16 protein-coding genes are annotated in these 19051 nt (G+C 74.7%); 7 read left to right on the top strand and 9 right to left on the bottom strand.

Going from position 1 to position 19051, the window contains the following annotated elements:
- Window positions 1-17: 17 nt before the first annotated feature.
- Complete coding sequence (locus ACFY61_RS22700) at window positions 18-1742, bottom strand: endo-1,3-alpha-glucanase family glycosylhydrolase (RefSeq protein ID WP_389474527.1); 1725 nt, start codon at window positions 1740-1742, stop codon at window positions 18-20.
- A 295-nt stretch (window positions 1743-2037) separates the two neighbouring features.
- On the opposite strand from ACFY61_RS22700, the gene ACFY61_RS22695 reads away from it, so the two are divergent.
- Together ACFY61_RS22695 and ACFY61_RS22690 are read left to right on the top strand one after the other, a co-directional pair.
- Window positions 2038-2490, top strand: a complete 453-nt coding sequence (locus tag ACFY61_RS22695; protein WP_389474526.1) for a hypothetical protein — start codon at window positions 2038-2040, stop codon at window positions 2488-2490.
- A 32-nt stretch (window positions 2491-2522) separates the two neighbouring features.
- A complete protein-coding gene (locus ACFY61_RS22690) occupies window positions 2523-3323 on the top strand; it encodes a hypothetical protein (protein WP_389474524.1) in 801 nt (266 codons plus the stop codon).
- Between the two features lie 88 nt (window positions 3324-3411).
- Here ACFY61_RS22690 and ACFY61_RS22685 read toward each other — a convergent pair whose 3' ends face one another.
- Together ACFY61_RS22685 and ACFY61_RS22680 are read right to left on the bottom strand one after the other, a co-directional pair.
- Window positions 3412-5637 carry an NADP-dependent isocitrate dehydrogenase gene (locus ACFY61_RS22685; RefSeq protein WP_389474523.1) on the bottom strand — a complete coding sequence of 742 codons (2226 nt, stop codon included), beginning with the start codon at window positions 5635-5637 and terminating at the stop codon, window positions 3412-3414.
- Window positions 5638-5789: 152 nt separating this feature from the next.
- Window positions 5790-6146: a DUF805 domain-containing protein gene (locus ACFY61_RS22680; RefSeq protein WP_389474521.1), complete on the bottom strand. Its 357-nt coding sequence runs from the start codon at window positions 6144-6146 to the stop codon at window positions 5790-5792.
- 217 nt (window positions 6147-6363) lie between these two features.
- Between ACFY61_RS22680 and ACFY61_RS22675 the strand changes: the two genes are divergently transcribed.
- The 4 genes from ACFY61_RS22675 to ACFY61_RS22660 all read left to right on the top strand — a co-directional run bounded on the left by ACFY61_RS22675 (window position 6364) and on the right by ACFY61_RS22660 (window position 12013).
- Entirely contained in the window at window positions 6364-7437 is a 1074-nt protein-coding gene (locus tag ACFY61_RS22675) for a trypsin-like serine peptidase (RefSeq protein ID WP_389474519.1), read from the top strand.
- A gap of 127 nt (window positions 7438-7564) precedes the next feature.
- Window positions 7565-9208 carry a von Willebrand factor type A domain-containing protein gene (locus ACFY61_RS22670; protein WP_389474517.1) on the top strand — a complete coding sequence of 548 codons (1644 nt, stop codon included), beginning with the start codon at window positions 7565-7567 and terminating at the stop codon, window positions 9206-9208.
- Window positions 9209-9329: 121 nt separating this feature from the next.
- The gene (locus tag ACFY61_RS22665) at window positions 9330-11102 is read left to right on the top strand and encodes an Imm49 family immunity protein (protein WP_389474516.1); all 1773 of its coding nucleotides are present in this window, start codon (window positions 9330-9332) and stop codon (window positions 11100-11102) included.
- Between the two features lie 71 nt (window positions 11103-11173).
- Entirely contained in the window at window positions 11174-12013 is an 840-nt protein-coding gene (locus ACFY61_RS22660) for a hypothetical protein (protein ID WP_389474514.1), read from the top strand.
- Here the strand turns inward: ACFY61_RS22660 and ACFY61_RS22655 are convergent.
- From ACFY61_RS22655 to ACFY61_RS22640, 4 genes are all read right to left on the bottom strand, one after another.
- Window positions 11986-12612, bottom strand: coding sequence for a class I SAM-dependent methyltransferase (locus ACFY61_RS22655; protein ID WP_389474512.1), 627 nt, complete (start codon window positions 12610-12612; stop codon window positions 11986-11988). The two genes, ACFY61_RS22660 and ACFY61_RS22655, sit on opposite strands and share 28 nt — an antisense overlap.
- 240 nt (window positions 12613-12852) lie before the next feature.
- Window positions 12853-13527, bottom strand: coding sequence for a DUF305 domain-containing protein (locus tag ACFY61_RS22650; protein ID WP_389474510.1), 675 nt, complete (start codon window positions 13525-13527; stop codon window positions 12853-12855).
- Window positions 13528-13657: 130 nt separating this feature from the next.
- Complete coding sequence (locus ACFY61_RS22645) at window positions 13658-14086, bottom strand: DUF6153 family protein (protein ID WP_389474509.1); 429 nt, start codon at window positions 14084-14086, stop codon at window positions 13658-13660.
- Window positions 14087-14093: 7 nt separating this feature from the next.
- Complete coding sequence (locus ACFY61_RS22640; RefSeq protein WP_389474507.1) at window positions 14094-14381, bottom strand: hypothetical protein; 288 nt, start codon at window positions 14379-14381, stop codon at window positions 14094-14096.
- 146 nt (window positions 14382-14527) lie between these two features.
- Here ACFY61_RS22640 and ACFY61_RS22635 point away from each other — a divergent pair, with 146 nt between their 5' ends.
- On the top strand, window positions 14528-15610 hold the full coding sequence (locus ACFY61_RS22635; RefSeq protein WP_389474505.1) for a cation diffusion facilitator family transporter: 1083 nt from the start codon (window positions 14528-14530) through the stop codon (window positions 15608-15610).
- Window positions 15611-15701: 91 nt separating this feature from the next.
- On the opposite strand, the gene ACFY61_RS22630 is transcribed toward ACFY61_RS22635, so the two are convergent.
- A complete protein-coding gene (locus tag ACFY61_RS22630; RefSeq protein ID WP_389474504.1) occupies window positions 15702-17570 on the bottom strand; it encodes an ABC transporter ATP-binding protein in 1869 nt (622 codons plus the stop codon).
- A gap of 58 nt (window positions 17571-17628) precedes the next feature.
- Window positions 17629-18972 carry a cytochrome P450 gene (locus ACFY61_RS22625; RefSeq protein ID WP_389474503.1) on the bottom strand — a complete coding sequence of 448 codons (1344 nt, stop codon included), beginning with the start codon at window positions 18970-18972 and terminating at the stop codon, window positions 17629-17631.
- Window positions 18973-19051: the final 79 nt, after the last annotated feature.

Raw genomic sequence — 19051 nt, 5'->3', positions numbered from 1 at the left:
CGGCGCGGTCCGGCCGGTCAGCAGCAGGTCGGGACGTCCCGGCCGCTGGTGACGCCCTGGTACTGGAGGTCCTGCACCTCGACCGTGCGGGCGACGGGGTAGCGCAGCCGCGCCTCGGTGGTGGTGCGGCCGTTCCGTTCCACCGCCGCGGCGCCGGTGCCCGTGCGCAGCGGGAGCAGTTCGGCGTGGACCCCGGCCGGGGCCCGGTGGGAGTCGCGTGCGGTGCCCACGGTGGTGCGTACGGTGGCCGGGGCGGTGAGGAAGCTGAGCACCTCGACGGTGTCGCGGGCGGGTGCGCTGCCCCTGCGCAGGTTCATCACCAGGGACTGGTCCCCGGTGGGGTCGGCGCCGGCGAACTGCGTCCGGGCGGTGACGTAGAGGGTGTCCCGGACGATCCTCGGCCAGCTGCCGGTCTTGAACCGGGTCAGGTAGTAGGAGCTGAGGTCGAGGTACGTGTGGCCGTTGTGGACCGAGGGGGCGAACTGGGTGCCCTCCGAGTAGTCGTTCCAGGTGGTGAGCTGCACCCAGTCGGCGCCGTCCTCGATGGCGCGGGTCCAGGTGGCGCGGAGGGTGGCGGTGTTGCCGGCCTCGTCGTAGACGCCCTGGTTGGGGCGGGCGTCCTGGACGGAGACGGGCTGCATCCAGATCTTGCCGAGGGAGTGGGCGCGGCGTACGTCGCGGGCGGAGCTCTCCTGGCCGGTGTAGGAGCGGCTGCCCCATTCGGAGAAGCCGTGGCTGATGGGGGCGAAGGCGGCGCTGTGGGCGCCGAAGTCGAGGAAGAGGGGGACGAAGGCGGTGCGGATGCCGTGCCGTTCGCGGAGGGTGTCCAGCACCTTGCGCCACCAGTCGGCGCTCTGTTGCTCGGCCTTGAACGGGGAGACCACCAGCCGGCCGTCGGAGAGGCGGTGCGCCGAGGGGGCGCGGCCGAGTTCGGCGAGGACGCCGGCGAGGACCGCGGGGTCGTCGGTCTTCAGGGAGGTCATGTCCGGCATCAGCATGATGCGGAAGGCGGGGTCCACCGAACGGGCCGCCTCCAGCAGGAGCTTGCACCGTTCCCAGTTCTGCCCGGACAGGGAGAGCAGGTCGAGGGTGAAGCCGTCGAGGCCGGCGTCGCGGGCGGTGCGGACCTCCCGCTTGAGGTTGGCGAGCTGCCAGTCGCCGGGCTGGGGTGCGACGGGCAGGGGGCGGTCGCGCAGCAGTCCGCCGTAGGCGTCGTGCTTGCCGTTCTCGCCGTCGGGGTGGAGGTAGTTGCGGGTGTAGTAGTCCTGGGCGGCGGGCGCGTTGTCGAGGGAGAGGGGGTAGGGGGTGAAGTAGTGGGCGAAGACGAGTTTCCCGCTCGCGCGGAGGGTGGCGGGTGCGGGCATGTCGAAGGGCAGCGCGCCGGCGGGGCGCGTCGGGGCCCCGTCGCCGTCCTGGGGATCCCCGCCCGTGCCGTTGCCGGTGCCGCCGGTGGCGCCGGGTGCGGGCGTGCCGGAGGGGCCGGTGGTGGCCGGGGCGGGGACCGGGACGGCGGGGGTGGCGTCGGGGCGGCCGCCGTGCACGGCGGTCCCGGGCACGCCGGTGCCGGAGGCGTGGCCGGCGGGTCCGGCGCCGGCCGGGAACGGGTCCCAGACCAGGCCGGCCGCGGCCAGCGCGGCGACCAGGAGGCAGGCGGCGACCAGGAAGGACAGCACCGGGCGACGTGCGCGGAAGCCCGCGCGGCGCCGGTGCGCTAACGGCCTCTTGCGGTGGTTCGCCGTCATGGTCGGGCCCTCCCCTGGAATATGCCCGCGTGCGGGGCTGGACAGAAGTAGAGCGGATTCCCGTCCGGCGGACAACCGTTCGCCGGACGCCGGGGCGCGGCACGTACGTCACTCGGACCACCGGAGCTACGCCGGGCGCGGCAGTCCGTGGGGGGCCCGGAGTGCCGCGATCATGACCGGTCCGTCACGGTTCCACCGGAATGCGGCGTTCCCCTGGCCCTGGGGCACAGCTGGCGCATAATCGTCTGCACGTCGGCCGGAAACGGCCGCCGTTTCCGTAGGTGGTCACGCATGCATGGGGGGCATCGTGCCGATCGGGACCCTGCCGGTGTCGTCCGGCGAACTGTCGAGGCTCCTCAGCGCCGTTCGCCGGGGCCGTGTGGTGACGGTGACGGGCCGTTTCAGCGGGCCGCGGAGCCTGCTGGTCCGCGGCATCGGGGAACGGCTGGCGTCCAACTTCTGCGACGGGGTGGCCGTGGTCACCCTCGAACGGCGTTCCGGCGTCCGTGAACTCATCGCCGCGCTGGGCTGCGTACCGGGCATGCCCTTCCTGCCGTGCGGCACCGCGGACGCGGTCTCGTACCTGGCCGAGCGGGACATGCTGCTGGTGCTCGACGGGGGCGGACTGCTCACCGCCGAGGCCCTGGAGTGGCTGAGGCGGCTGCTGGCCGTCGCCCCGGGCCTGCGCATCCTGGCGACGGGACGGTACCCGCTGGCCCTGCCGCAGGAGTTCGTGCACCGCCTGTGAGCCGTGTCGGACCCGGGTCCTAGGCTCGGCGGATGGACCCCGTCATACTCGCCTGCGCAGTCGTACTGCCCGTCACCGCCCTGCTGTACGGGATGCTCGGCGCGCGCCGCCGCCGGGACCGGGCGGTGGCCGCGTACTGCGCGGGGCTGCGCGTCGATCCGTACCACGCCGCGGCGGGCCGCTGGTGGGCGGAGGACGACGTCCAGGCCGCCGCCGCCCGGCTGTTGCTGGACGGGCTGGTCACCGTCAACCACCGCGGGAACCTGCGGCTCACCACCGCCGGCGCGGACCCGGCCCGTACGGCCGGGCATCCGCTGCCGGACGCCCTGCTGGCGGCGCTGCGCCGCCGCACGGCGCCCGCGGCGCTGGGCAACCTGGTGCTCCGGGATCCGGAACTGCGCGCCGTCCGCGCGGAGTTCCACGCCGAGTGCGGCGCCGTCCTGAGGGCCGGCCTGCCCCGTCCCCGGCGGGACGCGCCCTGCTGCCTGGCCGTCCTGGGCATGACGCTGCTGGCCATGGAACTGACCCTCGCCACGGTCGCGCTGCTGGACCGGATGCCGCACGGGCCGCTCCAGTGGACGGCGGCGGTCGTCACCGGCCTCGCGCTGGTCGCGCAGGTCCGCTGGCTGGACCTGGACGTCCGGCAGCGGGAAGCGGCCGCCGCCCACCCCGACCCGGTCGCGGAACGGCTCCGGCAGGAGGAGCTCCACCCGGCGCTGGCCGGACTCCCGGCGCCGACGACGCGGCACCTCACGGCCTCCCGCCTCCGCACCCGCCGGGGCCGCCACCACGGCCGCCCCCGCCCCACCCCACCCACCTCACCCGCCCCCTGACCCACCCCGGTCCGACGACCGCCCCGGCCCGGAACCGCGGCCGCCCCGGCCGGGTGGTGCCGGCCGGGGCGGGGTGGTGCGGTCAGGCTCAGCCGAGGGTGGCGATGGCCTGGTTGAAGGTGGCGGACGGGCGCATGATCGCCGCGGCCAGCTCCGGCGACGGCTGGTAGTAGCCGCCGATCTCCGCCGGGGAGCCCTGGACCGCGATGAGCTCGGCCACGATGGTCTCCTCCTGCTCGGTCAGGGTCTTGGCGAGCGGGCCGAAGGCGGCGGCGAGCTGCGCGTCGTCGGTCTGCTTGGCCAGCTCCTGGGCCCAGTACAGGGCGAGGTAGAAGTGGCTGCCGCGGTTGTCGATGCCGCCGAGGCGGCGCGACGGGGACTTGTCCTCGTTGAGGAAGGTGCCGGTGGCGCGGTCCAGGGTGTCGGCCAGGACCTGGGCGCGGGCGTTGCCCGTGGTGGTGGCCAGGTGCTCGAAGGAGACGGCCAGGGCCAGGAACTCACCGAGGGAGTCCCAGCGCAGGTAGTTCTCCTTGACCAGCTGCTGGACGTGCTTCGGGGCGGAGCCGCCGGCGCCCGTCTCGAAGAGGCCGCCGCCGTTCATCAGCGGGACGACCGACAGCATCTTGGCGCTGGTGCCCAGCTCCAGGATCGGGAAGAGGTCGGTCAGGTAGTCGCGGAGCACGTTGCCGGTGACGGAGATGGTGTTCTCGCCGCGACGGATGCGCTCCAGGGAGAACTTGGTCGCCTCGACGGGGGACATGATCTCGATCTGGAGGCCGTCGGTGTCGTGGTCGGCCAGGTAGCGCTTGACCTTCTCGATCAGGACGGCGTCGTGGGCGCGGCCCTCGTCCAGCCAGAACACGGCCGGGTCGCCGGTGGCGCGGGCGCGGGTGACGGCCAGCTTGACCCAGTCCTGGATCGGGGCGTCCTTGGTCTGGCAGGCGCGGAAGATGTCGCCCTCGGCGACCTCCTGCTCCAGGACCGTGTTGCCCGCGGCGTCGACGAGGCGGACGGTGCCGGCCGCGGCGATCTCGAAGGTCTTGTCGTGGGAGCCGTACTCCTCGGCCTTCTGGGCCATGAGGCCGACGTTCGGGACGGAGCCCATGGTGGCCGGGTCGAAGGCGCCGTGGGCCTTGCAGTCCTCGATGACGGCCTGGTAGACGCCGGAGTAGCTGCTGTCCGGGAGGACGGCGAGGGTGTCGGCCTCCTGGCCGTCCGGGCCCCACATGTGGCCGGAGGTGCGGATCATGGCCGGCATCGAGGCGTCGACGATGACGTCGGACGGCACGTGCAGGTTGGTGATGCCCTTGTCGGAGTCGACCATCGCGAGGGCCGGGCCCTCGGCGATCTCGGCGTCGAAGGAGGCCTTGATCTCGTCGCCCAGGCCGTGCGGGATGGCGGCCAGGCCCTTGAGGACGGTGCCCAGGCCGTCGTTCGGGGAGAGACCGGCGGCGGCCAGGACCTCGCCGTACTTGGCGAAGGTCTTCGGGAAGAAGGCGCGGACCACGTGGCCGAAGACGATGGGGTCGGAGACCTTCATCATCGTGGCCTTGAGGTGCACGGAGAACAGCACGTCCTCGGCCTTGGCGCGGGCGACCTGCTCGGAGAGGAAGGTGCGCAGGGCGGCGACGCGCATGACGGACGCGTCGACGACCTCGCCGGCCAGGACCGGTACGGACTCGCGCAGCACGGTCACGGCGCCGTCGGCGGCGACGTGCTCGATGCGGAGGCTGCCGGCCTCGGCGACCACGGTCGACTTCTCGGTGGAGCGGAAGTCGTTCTGCCCCATGGTGGCGACGCTGGTCTTGGACTCGGCGGTCCAGGCGCCCATGCGGTGCGGGTGGGCCTTGGCGTAGTTCTTCACCGAGGCGGGGGCGCGGCGGTCGGAGTTGCCCTCGCGCAGGACCGGGTTGACGGCGGAGCCCTTGACCTTGTCGTAGCGGGCGCGGATCTCGCGCTCCTCGTCGGTCTTCGGGTCGTCCGGGTAGTCCGGCAGCGCGTAGCCCTGGCCCTGGAGCTCGGCGATCGCGGCCTTCAGCTGCGGGATGGAGGCCGAGATGTTCGGCAGCTTGATGATGTTGGCGGCGGGGGTCTTCGCCAGCTCGCCCAGCTCGGCGAGGGCGTCGGCGATGCGCTGCCCCTCCTCCAGGTGCTCCGGGAAGCTCGCGATGATCCGCCCGGCCAGGGAGATGTCGCGGGTCTCGACGGTCACACCGGCGGTCGACGCGTAGGCCTGGATCACAGGCAGGAAGGAGTACGTCGCGAGGGCAGGCGCCTCGTCAGTGTGGGTGTAGATGATGGTCGAGTCAGTCACCGGATGCTCCGCTCCACGTATGCGTCTCTCGTCTGCAACATTGCTCGACATCAAGATATCTCAGCCCGAGGACGACGAGAGCGCCGGTCCCGGAGTGATCCTCCGGGACCGGCGCTCGGTCGTCGTGGGCCCGGCCGCGGGCGGACGGGGGCCTAGTAGGCGGGGACGGCCTTGGGGCTGGGGCCGTACTCATTGGCCTCCGGCTGGCCCTCGGAGGCCATGAAGACGAGCATGATGATCGAACCGACGAGCGGGATCAGTCCGAGCAGGACGAACCAGCCGGACTTGCCCGTGTCGTGCAGGCGGCGGACGGTCAGGCCGAGGTTCGGGAGGAACGTCGCCAGCCCGTAGAGGCCGGTGAGGAGCGGGTAGATCCCGAGCGCGAAGTCGATGATCACCAGCGGGATCGAGATGAGCAGGTTGACCAGGAAGAAGATCCAGAACTCCTGGCGGCGGGCCCGACCGCCGAAGACCGCGTACTTCTTGAGCACCTCGATGTATATCTTCACGGTTCCCCCCTGAGCAGGTGTCGAGCACCCCTCCACGCGGAGTGGTGCGGCAGAACTTATGCCCCCTTTATTTGGGGGTCAAGCGGTTTGCAGCGGCGCGAACAAAGGTTCACCGCGGCTCCACTTGGGGGCCGGACGCCGGGGCCGTGCGCCGATCGGGCGAGCGGACGGCGGTGCGTACGGCGGGCCCCGCGGGGCCGGGCCGAGACTGGGCCGCATGCGTCTGCGCCACGCCCTCCTCACCGCCGGGGCCGCGCTCGCGGCCGCCGTGCTCGCCGCCGGCGGACCACCGGCGGCCTCGGCGGCGCCGGGCGGCCCGGCCGGATCCGGCGGACCCGGCGGCCCGGCCGGCGCCACCGCATCGGCGCCGGGACCCGCCGGGGCGACCACCGGCGGGGCCACCGCCGCCGGCGCCACCGGTGCCGCCGGGGCCGCCGCAGCACTGGCCGCCCGGGAGGCCGCGCGCTTCTGGACCCCCGAGCGGATGGCCGGGGCCCTGCCCGTGGACCCGGAACGCGACGGCACCGCTGCCCCGGGCCGGCCGGGCGCCCGCCCCGGCGGAGCCGGCACCGGCCGCGACTTCGGCGGCATCCCCGTGGTGGGCCGGCTGTTCGGCGTGAAGAAGGGCGGCGGCTACTTCTGCACCGCCGGCGCCGTCGCCTCGCCCGGCCGCGACCTGGTGCTCACCGCGGCGCACTGCCTCCGCGGCACCGACCCGAAGCAGATCGCCTTCGTCCCGCAGTACACCGCGGCCAGGCCCAGGCCGCACGGGACGTTCCCGGTCCGGCGGATCTTCGTCGACCCGCGCTACCGCAGCCGCGGCCCGGTCCGCGGCGCCCCGCTCGACGTGGCCTTCGTACAGGTCGGCCCTCGGGCGGACGGCAAGCTCCTGCAGGACGTGGTCGGCGCCAACCGGCTGGTCACCGGCGCCGGGTACGCGCACCCGGCGGTCCGGCTGATCGGCCACCCGGCCCGGGCCGCCCGGCCCCGCCAGTGCGTCAACCGCACCACCCGCTTCACCAGCACGGACAAGGCCGGACCCGGCTCCTTCCTGCGCATCGCCTGCACCGGCTACCCGGGCGGCACCAGCGGCGGCCCCTTCCTGCGCCGCTACGACCCCCGCACCCGGACCGGCGAGGTGATCGGCGTCATCGGCGGCTACCAGGAGGGCGGCGACTCCCCGGACACCTCCTACAGCCCGTACTTCGGCGCGGACGTGCGCGCCCTCTACGCCCGGGCGACCGGCCGCGCCGGCACGGCCGGCGGCCTGCGTGAGGAGTTCGTGTCCTGATCGCCGCCAGAGCTTGACGTTCCGCCTGCCGTTGTCCCTTCGAGACGCGTTCGCAACCCCTTCGATGCGTCCAACTCCCCTTCCAGGACGTCACATTCGCAAGACCGACGATCCGAGAGGGGACGGGATGACCTTCCGTAGACGCCCGGGCGCACGCCTGCTGGCGGCCTTCGCTGCCGGGGCCGTACTGCTCACCGGCTGCAGCTCCGGAGCCGCCACCGGCGACGGGACCGGAACCGCCCGCGAACCCGCCCGCCGCGACCAGCAGCCGCTGCCCGGCGGCCCCACCCGGGCGGCACCCGAGGACGGCTCCCGGACCCCGCAGGCCGGGGAACCGGAAGGCCGGCCCACCGCGCCGCCCGCCGACTACCTGTCCACCTTCGCCCTGGACGTGGACACCGCCTCCTACGGGTACGCCCGGCGCACCCTGGCCGACGGCCGCCTGCCCTCCCCGGACGGCGTCCGGCCGGAGGAGTTCGTCAACAGCTTCGCGCAGGACTACCCGAGGCCCGAGGGCGACGGTTTCTCCGTCACCCTCGACGGCGCCCGGGCCGCCGGCGGCGGTCACGCCGGCACCGTCGGCGACATGGACGCGGCCCCCACGGGCACGGGCGGCACCGCCGCGGGCGAGGGCGCCGACGGCCACGGCTGGTCGCTGATGCGGGTCGGGCTGGCCACCCGCGCCCGGCAGGACGGGACAGCGCGCCCGCCCGCCGCCCTCACCTTCGTCGTGGACGTATCCGGCTCGATGGCCGAACCCGGCCGCCTCGACCTGGTCCGCGCCTCCCTCGGCATGCTCGCCGACCAGCTGCGCGGCGACGACTCGCTCGCCGTCGTCGCCTTCAGCGGCACGGCCGAGGTACGACTGCCGATGACCCGGCTGGAGGGCCGGCGCGACCGCGTCCACGAGGTCGTCGACGGGCTGCGGCCCTCGTCCTCCACCAACGTCGAGGCGGGCGTCACCCGCGGCTACGAGGTGGCCGTCGAGGGCCTGCGGCCCGGCGCCACCAACCGGGTCGTACTGCTCTCCGACGCCCTCGCCAACACCGGCGCCACCTCGGCCGACGCACTGCTCCGGCGGATCGAGGGCGCCCGGACCCAACACGGGATCACCCTGTTCGGGGTGGGCGTCGGCAGCGAGTACGGCGACGCCCTCATGGAACGCCTGGCCGACCGGGGCGACGGCCACACCGTGTACGTCTCCGACCGCGAGGAGGCCCGCCGGGTCTTCGTGGAGGACCTCCCCGCACAGGTGGAGCTGCGTGCCCGCGACGCCAAGGCGCAGGTCGCCTTCGACCCGCGCAACGTGGAGCGGTTCCGGCTGATCGGCTACGACAACCGGCGGGTAGCGGACGAGTCGTTCCGCGACGACGGCGTGGACGGCGGCGAGGTCGGGCCCGGACACACCGTCACCGCCCTGTACGCGGTGCGGCTGCGGCCGGGCGCGTCCGGGCACGTGGCGACGGCCACCGTGCGCTGGCTGGACCCGGACGACCGGGCGCCGCACGAGGAGTCCGGCCGGATCGAGGTGCGGGCGCTGGACCGCGACCTGTGGGGGGCCGGGACCCCGGAGCGGCTCCAGGTGGCGGCGGTGGCCGCGCACTTCGCCTCGGAGCTGCGCGGGCGGGACGGCGGCTGGGCCCCGCTGCCCGGGGCGGTCGGGCTGGGGGTTCTGGCGGAACACGCCGGGCGGCTGGCCGCGGGGAGCCGGGACCCGGAGGTGGACGGGCTGGCCGAGGCGGTGCGCCGGGCCCACCGACTGATCGGCTGACCGGGCGGGGAGGCCGTCGACGGACTGTCAGACCCCCTTCCTATGCTGGTCGGGCTGGGGTCGGACCGCCGGTCGCGGGGTATGGGGGTCGCGGGATCGCGGCGGGATTGCAGGAGGTCGGATGCGTACGCGGATCGAACGGCACCGGGTCGGTGCGGCGGCGCTGTCCGCCGCCCAGGACGACTTCACCGCCCGCCTCGGCGGCGAGGTGCACCGGATGAGGCACGACGACTCGCCCTCGTACGGCTGGCAGATGATCGCCGACGACCTGCTGGACTACGTCGCCGCCCGCTCGGTGACCGACCCGGGGCTGCGCGGACGCGACATCAGGGTGGCCGTGGAGTCGGCGGCGGCCGCCGCCGTCGGAGCGGTCACCCTGGCGGCCGGCGAGCGGATGGACGTGTTCATCGGCTTCGTCGGCGACGGCATCCGCTACACCGGGCCGGACGGCCCGGCCGGGCAGCTCGGGGCGGCTCGCCCGCCGCAGGCCCCGGACTGGCTGGAGGCCTGCTGGCTGGCGGTGCTAGCGGACCGCACCGACCTGTACGGCAGGCTGCTCGTCCACCTGGCCGGGCCGCTGCGCGGCCGGGAGCGGGAGCCCGCCACGGCCCTGGCGCACGCCCTGCTGGCGTACGTGTACGGCTTCCAGGAGAACCGGGACGCGCCCGACCCGCTCCCCCCGGCCGATCGGCCCGCCGTGGTGGAGTCCATCGCGGCGGGCCTGGGCGCGGGCGACGCGCAGCTCGCCGAGCGGGCCGCGCTCGCGACCCTGCGGGCCCTGGCAGCGGAGGACGAGGCGGCTTTCGCGACCGCCCTGGCCCGGCAGCTGGAGATCCACCGCGGCCGGTACGGCGACTCCCCGGCCGGGGTGCGCAACCCCCCGCCGCGCACGCTGCTGCCGGCGGCGGCCATCGCGCTGGCCGCGATGGCGCACCGCTGGGAGGGATGGCGGATCGAGGTGGACTCGGAGTACCTGCCGGAGGCGCTGGTCACCGGGTTCGCCGTGCCGGGGCCCCGGGTGGGGCCGCTCGGCCGGGACAAGCGGCCCGACGCGGTGGCGGCCCTGGCGGCCGGGCCGCTGGTGGTGTCCCGGCCCGGCCGGCCCTCCCCCGGGGACGCGCGGCTGCGGGCGTACGAGGAGGTGGCGGCGGCCAAGCTGGCCCGGTTCCGCGACCTCGCGGCCGATCCGGCGGCCGTCGCCCGCGACCTCGGGGCGCTGGGGCGGTACCAGCGGCTCCGCTTCCTGGCGCGGGCCGGCGCCGACCCGGAGGGCGGGGACCCGGTCCTGCGGGAGGCGCTGCTGCTCGCCGCGGAGGCGGGCGGGGCGCAGTGGCGGCTGGCGCGTGCCGAACCGGGGACGGAGCCGGAGGTCACCGTCGGCGGCACCACCCGGCGGCTGCCGGCCTGGCGCAGTTCCTTCGAGCCGGGGACGCAGCGGTGGCGCGAGTCCGTGGCCCTGGCGCTGGCGGCGGGGGCCCGCGGCCCGCTGGCCGACTGCGTGCTCGTCACGCCGGGCTTCTTCGAGCAGGGGCCGTACGCCTCGCCGGCCAGCGCGTACTGCGCGGCGCTGCACGACTACCTGCGCGGGGCGGATCCGGAGCCGGCGGTCCTGCGGGCGCTGCGGACGGCCGGGCGGCTGTCGGGCGGCGGGTTCCTGCCCCCGCCGGTGTCCCTGCTGTCCCAGCTGGTCGACGGTGACCGGCAGGGGTTCGTGCTGGCGCTGGCCGACGCGCTGGAGGCGCACCGGGAGCACCACGCGGGCGCCGGCCGCGGCCGGGACCCGGAGGCGTGGATCGACCTGGACGTGCTGGGCCTGGCCTGCCACGCGCACCGGATGGGCTGGCCGCTGCCGGTCAGCTCGCCGTACCTGCCGCGGGCCCTGCTGACCCCCTGACGGGCCCGGCGGGCCCGCCGGATAGCGTGGCGGGGGTCCGAACGCCCCAGCGCACCATCCGGAGGACGGCGATGTCCCGCCCCCGCATCCTGTACGTCAGCGACCTGGCCTACCCGGCCCGCGGCCGGCGCTACTGCGACGAGGACGTGTTCCTGACCTCCCGGTTGCGCGCGGAGTTCGACCTGGCGCTGTGCCACCCGCTGGACGCGGCGGCGCTGATGGACGGTTTCGACGCCGTGGTGGTGCGCAACAGCGGACCGGTGCTGAACCACCGGGAGGCCTACGACGCGTTCCGCGCCCGCGCGGCGGCCGGCGGCATCCCCGTGTACAACCAGCTCACCGGCCGCGCCGACATGGCGGGCAAGCAGTACCTGCTCGACCTGACGGCCGCCGGGTACCCGGTGATCCCGACCGTGGACCGGGCGGCGGACCTGCCCCGGCTGCCCGCCGCCGAGGAGTACGTGGTGAAGCCGAAGCTCGGCGCCGACTCCATAGGGCTGCGCTTCCTTCCGTACTGCTCGCTCGCGGCGGCCCTGGAGGAGGCCCCTCCGGGCAGCATGCTGGTCCAGCCCCGGATCCCGTTCCGGTACGAGGTGTCGTTCTACTTCGTGGACCGCGACTTCCAGTACGCCCTGTACGCGCCCCGGCCGGACCGTCGCTGGGAGCTGGAGCCCTACGCGGCCGGCCCGGAGGACCTGGAGTTCGCCCGCCGCTTCGTCGACTGGAACACGGTGGACCACGGGATCCAGCGCGTGGACGCCTGCCGCGCGCCGTCCGGGGAGCTGCTCCTGGTCGAGCTGGAGGACCTCAACCCGTACCTGTCGCTGGACCTGCTGCCGGCCGCGGACCGCGACGCGTTCGTCGTGGCCTTCGCGGCCTCCCTTCACCGGCTGCTGGGGCGGCGGGCGTAGCAGAACAGGTGGTCCTCCGGCCCGGCGATCTCGCTCTCGGGCTGGAAGGTGGACGTGGAGTGGTGCAGTACCTCCAGTCCGCAGTCCTCGCGGAGCCGCCGCAGGTACTCCTCGGTGGAGTAGCTGGACACCGACACGCGGCGGCCCATCCACTCGATCTCCAGGTCCTCGACGTCCGCGGGGACGGTGGCCATCACGAAGTAGCCGCCGGGGGCCAGCCACCCGGCGATGCGTTCCAGGACCTCGCCGACCTCGGCGCGGCCCATGACCAGCAGCGGGAAGAAGGCGCACACGGCGTCGTAACTCCCCTCGGGCGCCCGGTACCCGCGTACGTCGTGCTGCTCGAACCGGGCGCCGGGCACCTGGGCGCGCGCCAGGTCGACCATGGTCCGGGACACGTCGATCCCGGTGACGTCGTGTCCGGCCCGGGCGAGGGTCTCGGCGACGGGGCGGCCGGTGCCGCTGCCGACGTCGAGGACCCGCGCCCCTGGCGGGAGGCGTTCGACGAGCCAGTCCAGTGCTTCCAGCTGCCCGGGCAGCCGGGCGAAGGCCCGCTCGTACTCGATCCCCATGCCGTCGAAGAGTTCCGCCGCGTCCACCTGGTCTCCCTCGGTCGCCCCGGGTACCCAGGCTAGGAGGAACGGGGGGCCGGGCATGGGGATTTCACCCGATCGGCGGCCGGGCCGGCGGCCTGACGGCAGCCCGGGGAGCGGCCGGCGCGCGGCCCGGCGCGGCCCGACGCGCGGCCCGGCCGACTGTGTGGCCGGCGGTGTGGCCGGCAGCCGGGGCGGGCCGGGCCTGCGGCCGGGGCGGGGCGGGTGCCCGCCCCGAGCGCGGGGTCAGCCCCTGCCGAGCAGCGACTTCATCCGGCTGATCTCGGCGCTCTGCGAGCCGATGATGGCCTCGGCCATCTCCTTGGCGGCCGGGAAGGCGCCGTCCTTCAGCTCGGTCCGGGCCATCTCGACCGCCCCTTCGTGGTGCTTGATCATCAGCTCCATGAAGGCGGTGTCGAAGGCCTTGCCGGAGGATCCGGCGAGCTTGTCCATCTCCTCGGCGGTCATCATCCCGGTCATTCCCGGGCCGCTGCCCGTGCCGTGGCCGGAGTGGTCCGCGGCGCCCTCGGCCGGCACCTGCTCGCCCCAGGACGCGAGCCAGCCCGACAGGGTCTTGATCTCCGGGTCCTGGGCCTTGCGGATCTCCGCCGCGAGCTCCCTCACCTCGGCGGACCCGGCCCTCGACGGGGCGAGGTCGGCCATCTCCACGGCCTGGCGGTGGTGCGGGACCATGCCCTTGGCGAAGGCCGTGTCCGCGGCGTTGCGGCCGCCCGGGGCGGGGGACGGCGCGGCCGGGGAGGCGGCCGGGGCCTTGGACGCGTGGGTGCCGGCGTGCCCGGCGGAGCCGTCGGCTCCGGAGCCGCAGGCGGTGAGCAGGAGGGCGGACGCGCCGGCGGCCAGGGCGACGAGCGCGGCGCGGCGGACGGTCGGACGGTTCTGCTGCGGACGGTTGTGGTCCATGGAAAGTGCAACCCCTTGGGTACGCAGCCCTGGTCAGGGCATGCGGAAAGGCGGAACGTGGACGTGCCGGAGCAACGGCGGTCATGCGCGGGCGCAGGGGTGCGCGCGGGCGGGCGCCGTGCGGGGCGCCCTATATCCGCAGGAGTTGCAGTTCGGTGAGGTCCGGCGGGGCCCGGCCCGCTTGGGTGGCCTCCGCGGCCCGTCCGGCCGGCTCCGCGGCCGGGGGTACGCCGTCCGGGGCCTCGGCGGGCGCGGGCGGCGCGTACGGGGTGGCGATTCCGGCGGCCGCGCAGGTCGCGTCGGCGTGCCGTACGTGGCCGGAGCCGTCGGCCGAGTGCGAGCAGGCCCGGGCGGACGCGGACTGCGCGTCGTGGGTGGCGTGGGTGGCGTGCGTACGGTGGGCCGCTCGCCCGTGGTCGCCGCCGTGGTGGGCGGCGGTGGGTACGGACCCGGGACCGAGACCATGCATGGCCAGTACGCCGGCCACGACCGCGAGCACCAGCAGCAGGACGCCGCGCCCGGCGGGGCGGCGACGCGTCGGCTGCACGGCGGCGATCATGCGGTCATCATACGAAAGGCTGCTGCGGCATGGTGTGCTCGACACCGTCCAGCTCGCAGGTGCAGCGCAGCCGGGACTGCACCAGGTGCGACTGGTGCAGCATCACGCGGAACCTGCGCACCGGGTCCTCCGGCAGCTCGCCGACCAGGACGGTGGTGCCGGACCGGTGCTCCCGCTGGTGGGCGATCACCTTGCCGTCGACCAGCAGCTCGACCTCGCCGCTGCGTCCCGGGCCGACGTTCACGGTGATCGAGTGGCCTGAGTGGTCGAGGTGGAAGTGGTGGTTACGGGCCATGTCGCGCCTCCATGCACCTTGGGTCCACCCTACGGTGACGGCGGCGCCGGTGCCGCCCCGACACGGCAGTTGCGCAGGCATCGCAGCTGGTCACGGCACGTATGACCGCCGTAGCCGCAATGGGTTTCCCGTGCCACGGTGGACGCATGGAGGGGAACCGGAACACCCACGACCACCACGGCCACCACGACCGACACGACCACCCCCATCACGGGCATCACGGCCACGGCCGCCCCGCGGGTCCGCGCCGTCTCACGGCCCGCCCCCGCGCGCCGCACGGCCACGCCGCCTCCGACCGGACCGACCCGGCGATGGAGGCCTCCCGCGAGGGCATGCGCACCCTGTGGATCTCCCTGGCCGTGCTCGGCGCGACCACCGCCGTGCAGGCCGTGATCGTCGCCCTCTCGGGGTCGGTGGCGCTGCTCGGCGACACCGTCCACAACGCCGCCGACGCGCTGACCGCCGTACCTCTCGGCATCGCCTTCCTGCTCGGCCGCCGCGCCGCGAACCGCCGGTACACCTACGGGTACGGGCGCGCCGAGGACCTCGCCGGCCTCGTCGTCCTCGCCACCATCGCCGGCTCCGCGGCCGTGGCCGGCTGGATGGCCGTCGACCGGCTGCTGCACCCCCGCGAGCTGACCCATCTGTGGGCGGTCTCCGGCGCGGCCCTGGCCGGCTTCCTGGGCAACGAGTGGGTGGCCCGCTACCGCATCCGCACCGGCCGGCGCATCGGCTCGGCGGCGCTGGTCGCCGACGGTCTGCACGCGCGGACCGACGGGTTCACCTCGCTGGCGGTGCTGCTCGGCGCGGGCGGCGCCGCGCTGGGCTGGCGGGCGGCGGACCCGGTCGTCGGTCTGCTGATCACCCTGGCCATCCTGCTGGTGCTGAAGGACGCCGCCCGCGAGGTCCTCCGGCGGCTGATGGACTCGGTGGACCCGGCCCTGGTGGAGACCGCCGAGGCCGCGCTGCGGGGGGTGCCGGGCGTGCTCGGCACCGGGCAGGTCCGGATGCGGTGGATCGGCCACAGCCTGCGGGCCGAGGCCGACATCGTGGTCGATCCGAACCTGACCGTCGTACGGGCCCACGAACTGGCCGTCGCGGCGGAGCACGCGCTGATCCATTCCGTTCCGCGGCTCACCGCGGCCACCGTGCACACCGACCACGCCCCGGCGGGGACGGACCCGCACGCCGCGCTGGCCCACCACACGGCCCGCCCGGCGCCCGGCTGATCGGGGTACCCCGGCGCGGACCCGGAGCACCGGGGCGCCCCGGTGCTCCGCGGCGCCCCGCTCTCCTCCGGTCCGGCCGGTCGCAGGCGGTTCAGTCGACCCGGGCCGCCTCCCCGTCGCCCGGCACGCGCGGCCGCACGGCGATGCGCGCCGGGCCGCCGTCGTCCAGGAAGCCGCCCGACTGGTGCTGCCACAGCTTCGCGTAGGCGCCGCCGGCGGCCAGGAGTTCCCGGTGCGTGCCCTGTTCGGCGATCCTCCCGCGGTCGAGGACGACGAGCCGGTCCATGGTGGCGACGGTGCTGAGCCGGTGCGCGACCACGAGGGCCGTCCGGCCTTCCATGAGCCGCCACAGCGCGTCCTGGACGAGGACCTCGCTCTCCGAGTCCAGGGCGCTGGTGGCCTCGTCGAGCAGCAGGACGGGTGCGTCGCGGAGGATGGCCCGGGCGAGGGCGACCCGTTGGCGCTGGCCGCCGGAGAGCTTCACCCCGCGTTCGCCGACCATGGTGTCGAAGCCGTCCGGGAGGGCGTCGGCGAACTCGGTGACGTGTGCCGCCTCGGCGGCGCGGCGGATCTCGGCGTCGGTGGCCTCCGGCCGGGCGAAGGCGATGTTGTCGCGCAGCGTGCGGTGGAACATGGCCGGGTCCTGCGGCACGTAGGCGATCAGGCTGCGCAGGTCGGCCTGGGTCAGCCGGCTGATGTCCTGTCCGCCGATGAGGATGCGGCCGGCGTCGACGTCGGTCATCCGCAGCAGCAGCCGGGTCAGCGTGGTCTTGCCGCCGCCGGAGCGGCCGACGAGGCCGATCTTGGAGCCGCCGGGCACGGCGAGGTCGAGGCCGTGGAAGAGCGGTTCCGTTCCACCCGCGTGGGTGAACGTCACGCGTTCGAAGCGGACGTCGGAGGCGACGGGCGAGACGAGCGGTTCGGGGCACACCGGGTCGAGCACGGTCGGCGGCGTCGTCAGGAGTTCGGTGAACTGGGCGGCCTCCGTCATCGAGCTCTCCAGACGGCGGTAGATCTGGTTGAACTCGAACATGATCCGGGTGGCGTTGGAGTAGTAGGTGAAGGCCACGATGACCGCCTCCACGCCGTGCTGTCCGGCGCCGAGGGCGAGCGCGAGCAGCAGGCCCATGGTGTTGGTCAGCACGGACATCGGGGCGACCAGGGTGTCGATGCGGAGGTTGCCGTAGTCCCAGGAGCGCAGCATGAGGCGGCGTGACTCGGCGACGCGGGACCGGTGTTCGGCGGCCTCGCGTTCTTCGGCGGCGAAGGCCCGGACCGTGTCCATGTTCATCAGGCTGTCGGCGACGTGCCCGGAGACCCGGGCGATCGCCGCCTCGCGCTGGGCGACGAGTGTCTGGCGGCGGCGGATCAGCGGCCTGACGCCGACCGCCGTCACGGCGATCATCGTCAGGAGCCCGGCCACCAGCAGGGGTTCGTACTGCCACAGCACCACCGAGGCGAAGGCCAGCGGCACGAAGCTGCCCATGACGGAGAACGTCAGCGTGTCGACGAACTCCTCGAAGCGGGAGGCGAAGCCGAGCACGCGTTTGGTGAGCGAACCGGCGAAGTTGTCGTGGAAGAACGCGGCGTCCTTGGCGAACAGTTCGTCCATGCCGATCACGTACAGCCGCTCGATGCCTCGCGCGTCGAGGCGGTTCAGGCAGTGCAGCCCGATGCGCCACAGCGTCTCGGCGAGCAGCAGGACACCGGCGAACCCGAGGACGTACGGCAGGGCCGCGGCGTGGTCCGGGCCGGTGCCGCCGTCCCCGGTGATCCGGCCGACGAGCTTCGCGACGATGAGCGGCGCGACGTAGAAGATGCCGATGTTGCCGAGTGCCGGCAGCAGCATCGCGGGAACGGTCAGTCTGCGGAGCCGTACGAGTTCCCGTCCGTAGTAGCGGAGCGCGAGGAGCACCGGCCCCTTGCGCGGCGGATTTTCGCGTGTGTCACGCTTTCCCATCCCAAACCCTGCTTTGTCGGAGCGAAAAGACAGGATCCGGAGTGTCCCGCAGGCGCGGTCATGCCGTCCAAGCGTTTTCCCGGGGGTCGAGCGTCGCGGGGGTCGGGCCGTCGGGGCGGACGGTGATGCCGTACGCGGCCCCGGCCGGGACGGCGTGGAAGCGGGGCGCGTGCGCGGGCAGCAGGTGTTCGAGGAGTGCGGTGGACTCCCGGAGGGCGAACTGCAGGCCCAGGCACGCCCTGGGGCCGACGCCGAACGGGAGGTACGCGCCGGGGTGGGCGGGGCGCCGTCCGGGGGTGGTGAAGCGTTCGGGGTCGAACCGTTCGGGGTCCTGCCAGAGGTCCGGGTCGCGGTGCGTGAGGTAGGGGCAGACGATCACGTCGGTGCCGGCCTCGACCTCGTATCCGGCGAGGACGTCGTCCTCCGCCGCGCAGCGCGGCAGGATCCAGGCGGAGGGGTAGAGGCGCAGCGTCTCGTGGACGAGCGCCTGCACGGCCTGTCGCCGTCCGGCGGAGCCCTCGGGGCCGGCGGCCAGGGCCCGTTCCCTCGCGCCGGGGTGCCGGTCGAGGAGGAGGTGGAGCCAGGTGAGGGTGGTGGCGGTGGTCTCGTGGCCCGCGACGAGCAGGGTGACGAGTTCGTCGCGGATCAGCCGGTCGTCGTACTCGGGCCGGGTCGCGGCGGCTTCGAGCAGGACGTGCAGCAGTCCGGGCCCGTCGGGGCCGGCCCCGACGTCGCGGGCGGCGGCGATGACCCGGTGGGCCAGGGCGTCGATCCTGGCCAGGTCCGCGGCGACGGCCCCTTCGGGTGCGGCGCCGTCGGCGGGCAGGCTGGGCAGGGCGGCCACCACGGCCGGGACGGCGGCCAGTTCGCGCTCGCTGTCCGGGTCGAGGGGGTGGCCGGTGAGGGACCGCCAGATGGTGTCCAGGGCGAAGCGGCGCATCTCCTCGCCGAGGTCGAAGACCTCCCCGGTACGGGCGTACCCGGCCCAGCGCGCCGCGGTGGTGCGGGCGGCCCCGGTGATGCGCTGCTCGTAGCGGCGCATGCCGCGGCCGGTGAACTGGGCTTGCAGCAGGCGTCGTTGCCTCTGCCAGGCCTCGCCCGTGGCGGCCAGCACTCCGTCGCCGATGAGGATCCGGGCCCGGTGCGAGCGCTTGACGTACGTGGCGGGGCGCAGCGCCAGGACGTGCTGGACGGCGTGCGGGCCGGTGACGACGACGGTCGGCCTCGGTCCGAGCCGGACCGCGGCGACGCCGCCGAGCCGCCGGCCGGCCTCGGCGAACAGGTCCACGAGGTCTCCGCCCCCCTCCTGCCACCGGGTCACGGCGGCGGGGTCCAGCTCGGGGATCCGGCGGGCTTCGGGGGCGGGTCCCGGGAGGGAGCCGGGGTGGGCGTGGGTGGCCACGGGTCTGCTCCTGTTCGGCGGGTGCGCGGGGTGTCCGGTCTTCGCGTTCCTCTTCGCGGGCCCGGTGCGGGCATCACGC

Origin of the sequence: Streptomyces sp. NPDC012888 (assembly GCF_042900645.1) — a bacterium.
Classification (GTDB): Bacteria; Actinomycetota; Actinomycetes; order Streptomycetales; family Streptomycetaceae; genus Streptomyces.
The sequence above is the reverse complement of the archived record's forward strand: the minus strand, read 5'-3'. Positions and strand labels throughout refer to the sequence as shown.

Bases quoted from the DNA above. Each gene is read 5' to 3' on its own strand.
- ACFY61_RS22700 (WP_389474527.1), bottom strand. From the start codon at position 1,742: ATGACGGCGAACCACCGCAAGAGGCCGTTAGCGCACCGGCGCCGCGCG.
- ACFY61_RS22695 (WP_389474526.1), top strand. From the start codon at position 2,038: ATGGGGGGCATCGTGCCGATCGGGACCCTGCCGGTGTCGTCCGGCGAA.
- ACFY61_RS22690 (WP_389474524.1), top strand. From the start codon at position 2,523: ATGGACCCCGTCATACTCGCCTGCGCAGTCGTACTGCCCGTCACCGCC.
- ACFY61_RS22675 (WP_389474519.1), top strand. From the start codon at position 6,364: ATGCGTCTGCGCCACGCCCTCCTCACCGCCGGGGCCGCGCTCGCGGCC.
- ACFY61_RS22670 (WP_389474517.1), top strand. From the start codon at position 7,565: ATGACCTTCCGTAGACGCCCGGGCGCACGCCTGCTGGCGGCCTTCGCT.
- ACFY61_RS22665 (WP_389474516.1), top strand. From the start codon at position 9,330: ATGCGTACGCGGATCGAACGGCACCGGGTCGGTGCGGCGGCGCTGTCC.
- ACFY61_RS22660 (WP_389474514.1), top strand. From the start codon at position 11,174: ATGTCCCGCCCCCGCATCCTGTACGTCAGCGACCTGGCCTACCCGGCC.
- ACFY61_RS22650 (WP_389474510.1), bottom strand. From the start codon at position 13,527: ATGGACCACAACCGTCCGCAGCAGAACCGTCCGACCGTCCGCCGCGCC.
- ACFY61_RS22645 (WP_389474509.1), bottom strand. From the start codon at position 14,086: ATGATCGCCGCCGTGCAGCCGACGCGTCGCCGCCCCGCCGGGCGCGGC.
- ACFY61_RS22640 (WP_389474507.1), bottom strand. From the start codon at position 14,381: ATGGCCCGTAACCACCACTTCCACCTCGACCACTCAGGCCACTCGATC.
- ACFY61_RS22635 (WP_389474505.1), top strand. From the start codon at position 14,528: ATGGAGGGGAACCGGAACACCCACGACCACCACGGCCACCACGACCGA.
- ACFY61_RS22630 (WP_389474504.1), bottom strand. From the start codon at position 17,570: ATGGGAAAGCGTGACACACGCGAAAATCCGCCGCGCAAGGGGCCGGTG.